This is a genomic window from Pusillimonas sp. (assembly GCF_035515275.1).
GTDB lineage: Bacteria > Pseudomonadota > Gammaproteobacteria > Burkholderiales > Burkholderiaceae_B > Pusillimonas.
Window position 1 is genome coordinate 1 of the sequence record NZ_DATJBQ010000122.1, and the last position, 4,909, is coordinate 4,909.

Consider the following 4,909-nt stretch of genomic DNA (forward strand, 5'->3'; position numbering starts at 1 on the left):
CTGGTGTTGCTTGAGGCATGACACGACCCTTTCCGCAGACCGCCGGATAGGCGGTGATCAGCCAGCAATGTAGCATAGCCAAATCGGAACGAGCCTCTGGGCACGACCGGTCCGGCCCTGTCTAAAACACGACGAGATAGGGTGCGCGGCGGGTCAGAAACCGCTTCGGCAAAACCATTTGCCGAAGCGGTCGGCAAGAAAGGCTATACAGCCTTGGGGAAAGGCAAAGCGCGAATGCGCTGCCCGGTAAGACGCGCCACCGCGTTGGCAACCGCAGGAGCTATTGGCGGCAGCCCGACTTCGCCCATGCCGCCGGGCGGGTTGTCGGTGGGCATGACCTTGACCTCGAACAAGGGGGTCTGGTTAGCCCGTAGCAATGGGTACGAATCAAAGTTGCGTTGCTGTACCTCGCCGCCTTTGTAGTCAAGCTGCTCGCCCAGCAACGCCGAAAGCCCGAACAGGGCTGCACCTTCGACTTGCGCCTGAACGTTCTTTGGCGATATGGCATGACCGCAATCAACTGCCGACCACACCTGGTGTACCAAGGGGCGTCCGTTTTCAAGCGACACCTCTACCACCATGGCTATGAACGTGGACCAGGCATCGGAAAATGCCAAGCCCAGGGCCCGGCCTTCGGGACGCTGCTTTTCCCAACCTGCCATCAAGGCTGCCTCGCGCAACACAGCCTGAGCACGCGGCGTCTTGCCGGTGAGCTCGAGACGTAGCTGCAATGGGTCTTTTTCAAGCCCCTCGGCGACCTCATCGATGAGGGTTTCGAGGGCAAACTTGGTGTAGCCCGCCCCTACTCCACGCCAGAACGAAACGTCGATTCCCCGCTCTTCCCGGCTGTGCTCGATAAGAAATGCAGGAATTTCGTAGATGCCGTCGGCCCCTTCCATGACCGGCGCGTCTTTGTTGCCGGCACCCTGATAAGCCTTTGGATTAACGCGTGAGTATATGCCTTCGGACACGAGACGATGGTGCCAACCCACGATCTTGCCCTGTTTGTCGACGCCCGCGACCAGATGCTGAGCGGTGAGCGGGCGTGAGCGAGACCGCTGAAAGTCGTCTTCGCGCGTCCAGATGACCTGCACCGGCACCCCCGGCAGCTCTTTTGCCAAGGCAACCGCATCGACGGCGTAGTCGGCCTCGACCCGACGCCCATACCCCCCGCCCAACAAGGTGGTATGAACCGTGATGTTCTCGGGTTTGAACCCGCCGACTGCCGCGACGGTTCCGACCACAATGCTGCCGGACTGCGAAGGCACCCAGAGTTCGATGCGTTCGCCGTCTACTCGCGCCGTACAGTTCATGGGCTCCATGGTGCATTGAGCCACATGGGCAGTGGTGTAGGTAGCCTGGAAGGTACGCTCAGCGCCTTTCAGCGCAGCTGACGCATCGCCGTGCTTGTCCCAGACATCGCCGGCTTTGTCCGTGCTTTCGGCAAGCCGCACATAGTCTTTCATGACCTCATCGCTATCGTAGCCGCGGGCCTTGGCCGAGGTTGACCACGTAACTTTCAAAGCGGCGCGCGCTTTTTGTGCCGTCGCGAAGGAGTCGGCAACAACGGCCACCCCGTGCTTGAGCTTGATCACCTTTTTTACCCCGGCAATTTGGGTTGCCGCAGTGTCGTCGACGGTTTCAGGCGTTTCGCCCTGCACCGGCGCGTACAGCACCGCTGCCCACACCATGCCGGGCAGGCGTGTATCAAGCCCGAACCGGGCCGTGCCGTTTGACTTTGATGCGACGTCGACCCGGGCAAGGCTTTGGCCGATTATCTTGAACTCGGACATGGGCTTGAGCATGCTGATGTCGACTTTGGGCAGCTCGTCGGGGGCTTGGGCTTTGGCCGCCGCCTGACCGTAGGTCATTTGTCGATTGCTGGCAACGTGCTTCAGCAGGCTTTTCTCGGCAGTTATTTCTGTGGCGGGCACGCCCCATTGTTCGGCTGCGGCATTCACCAACACCAGCTTGGCCTGCAAACCCGCCAGGCGCATGACGTCGTAATACCCGACCACCGTACGCGAAGAGCCGGTAACCATTCCGCCACCGAACTTCGGGTTGCCGAATAGCTTGGCGTTGTTGGGCGACTTCTCGACCTTCACCAAGCTCCAGTCCAGTTCCATGTCTTCGGCGAAGATAGAAGGAATGGCGGTCATGGTGCCCTGGCCCATTTCGGCTCCGGGCGAATAAATGGTGACCGAGTTGTCGGGCCCGATACTGACCCAGGCCACCGGGTTGAACCCCGAAGCTTGATTAGCAGCCTCTTGCGCGGCCTGCGCCAGATTGCCGACACCCAAACCGCCAACCATAACGCCCACCACCGTGCCGCCGCTACCTACCAGAAAGGCGCGGCGCGAGATTGATTGCAGTGTCATGTTGCCTCCGGAGCAGTCGCTTTTTGTGCGCCCACAACAGCAGCGGCTATTTGATTGTAGGTACCGCAACGGCACAGATTTCCCGCCATGCCTTCCAGCACCTCTTCGCGAGAAAGCGGCCCTTTTGCACGTTTAAGCAAGACCGCCGCGGTCATGAGCTGACCCGATTGACAGTAGCCGCACTGAGCGACCTGCTCTTCGACCCAGGCCGACTCCAGCGCGCGTCCCATATCGCTTTGCATCAGGCCTTCGACCGTGGTTACCTGCCTTCCTTCAAGGGATGAAATGGGCAAGATGCAAGAGCGTACCGCCTGGCCATCGAGATGCACCGTGCAAGCGCCGCACTGAGCTACGCCACAACCGTACTTGGTTCCCGTCAAGTCCAGGTTTTCGCGCAGCACCCAGAGCAAGGGCGTGGCGCCGTCCGCCTGCACCGACACGGGTTCTCCGTTAAGGGTGAAGTTGATCATATGGTCTGTCTCCAGTAGTTATATTTAGTTGACAACAACCTTATCCAGGTTCAGTGCACTGAGCGTGGATTCCAACACAATAGGCGGGAGCTGACGTTTTGGCAATATCCAACCGCTTTGAACAGACGCAACAAGGCCCCCATCGGCGCGGTGGCCCAATGGGGGGTGTTCCTTATGTAAGGGGTAAACCCTTAAACGAAAAAGCGCCGGCAATTACCCGGCGACGGTCTCGTCGACGTCCAGCAGATTCAGCTTCTCTTTGACAGACGCCCATTTTTCATGGTCGGGCATGGGTGCTTGGGCGCGCGAGATGCGCTGGTAGCGCGGATCGACCGAAAGGCGACGATTGATTTCTATGAAGTGCCGCTGGTTTTCGTCGATTTCGTGTTCGCTGACGATCGCGCCGACCGGGCATTCAGCCACGCAAATTGAGCAATCAATACATTCGTCGGGGTGGATGACAAGAAAATTGGGGCCTTCGAAGAAGCAATCCATGGGGCACACAGTGACGCAGTCGGTGTATTTGCACTGGATACATGCTTCGGTTACTACAAATGACATATTGGGACCTGAATTAAGACCCTCTATTTTACGTCACGCCCCATTTCATTCGTGTGACCTTGCCGCGCTGCGTAACAAACAGCGACGCCACAAACCCAGACAATACGCCGTCTTACTTCTTTTTCTCGATCTCGACTTCAATCGATTGTTCGGATCGACTCTGTTTCGATGCTCCACCGGCGCTTTCCCTGTGCCTTTGCTCGGTGGTTATTTTTGCTTCAATGGACGCCAGATCGCAGCCCTCTTCACGTCCGATGGCTTCCAGGTCGCGGCGCAGCTTCTCCAGCTCGTCATTGTTCAGCTGCTCGACGTTGATCATGCCCGTTCGCGCGCCCTTGATCACCCGCAACAGCTCGTCAAGCTTCAAATGAACGGCGGTGGCGTCGCGGTTCTGGGTATTTTGAATAAGGAACACCATCAGGAAGGTGATAATGGTGGTACCAGTGTTGATGACCAGCTGCCAGGTATTGGAAAACCCGAACACCGGGCCCGACACGGCCCAAAGCAGTATGAACACCAAGGCGCCCATGAACACCCACGATGTGCCGGCCATACGGGCGATTTGCTCAGACAGGCGCCGAAATTTATCTTCCATTTACCTAGGCTCCGAACCGTAATTATGTTTAACGCCCGGCTGCTCAGACCGGTCGCACGCCACGAGCCCAGCAATCCGCGTGCCCCTTTTGCCGCTCGTTCGCGCTGGCGGATGCGCTTATCCGCAAGCTGACGGCCCTGCACAGGAATGCCCCGACCCGTGGATGCCCTGCGACGCGAGAGCAATGCTGTGCACGCCCCTAAGGGGCGCGGGGTGCGAAAAACTTCCAGCTATCCTTGTTTCAAATTGACTCTTTTAATAATTTTATTAACATATATATCTTAGACTTAACTAATATAAGCGCAAACATCCGATTTCAGGCGCGTCACTTCTAGGCTCCTAAATGAACCCGGCACAGCAACTAGACACTCATTACCGAAAAGCCGACCGCTTCATGCTGGTCGTAGTGTGGCTGCTACTGGCCATGTCATTCGGTCTGGCGCCCATGTATCACACATTTACCTGGGCGTTTTTTGTTGGCGTGCCCGTAGCGCTGGTAGCCACGGCCTGCGCAGTTTTGATGCCGGGCGGCTTGCCGACGCGTCTGTTTATGGGCGCAGCCATGATGATCTTCACCGGGCTGCACATCCATCAGGCGGCGGGGGTAACCGAACTGCATTTCGGCGTGTTCGTTCTGCTGGCGGTGTTGGTGTGCTACCGCGATTGGCGGGTGATACTTACAGCTGCAATCGTCATCGCCGTTCATCATGTCAGTTTTGATTATCTGCAAGAACTCGGCTACGGCGTTATTTGCTTTACCGAGCCCGGCTTAGGCCGGGTCGCGACCCACGCCGCCTACGTCGTTGTGGAGTCGGCCATACTTTGCTATGTGGCCGTGTGGCTGCATCGCGACGCCGTGCAAGCAGCCGAGCTCGAATACGTGGTGGCGTCGTTATGCCCCGAGG

At 58.0% G+C, this 4,909-nt stretch carries 4 protein-coding genes and 1 pseudogene; 1 reads left to right on the top strand and 4 read right to left on the bottom strand.

Going from position 1 to position 4,909, the window contains the following annotated elements:
- Nucleotides 1-203: 203 nt before the first annotated feature.
- The 4 genes from VL003_RS08940 to VL003_RS08955 form a co-directional block, all read right to left on the bottom strand.
- A complete protein-coding gene (locus VL003_RS08940) occupies nucleotides 204-2,378 on the bottom strand; it encodes a xanthine dehydrogenase family protein molybdopterin-binding subunit (protein ID WP_325441660.1) in 2,175 nt (724 codons plus the stop codon).
- Nucleotides 2,375-2,848, bottom strand: coding sequence for a (2Fe-2S)-binding protein (locus VL003_RS08945; protein WP_325441662.1), 474 nt, complete (start codon nucleotides 2,846-2,848; stop codon nucleotides 2,375-2,377). Before VL003_RS08945 ends, VL003_RS08940 begins: the two co-directional genes overlap by 4 nt.
- Nucleotides 2,849-3,061: 213 nt before the next feature.
- A complete protein-coding gene (gene fdxA / locus VL003_RS08950; RefSeq protein WP_325441664.1) occupies nucleotides 3,062-3,409 on the bottom strand; it encodes a ferredoxin FdxA in 348 nt (115 codons plus the stop codon).
- Between the two features lie 112 nt (nucleotides 3,410-3,521).
- Nucleotides 3,522-3,962, bottom strand: coding sequence for a low affinity iron permease family protein (locus VL003_RS08955; RefSeq protein WP_414708274.1), 441 nt, complete (start codon nucleotides 3,960-3,962; stop codon nucleotides 3,522-3,524).
- A 385-nt stretch (nucleotides 3,963-4,347) separates the two neighbouring features.
- On the opposite strand from VL003_RS08955, the pseudogene VL003_RS08960 reads away from it, so the two are divergent.
- Nucleotides 4,348-4,909: pseudogene (locus VL003_RS08960) on the top strand (methyl-accepting chemotaxis protein); the annotation flags it as partial.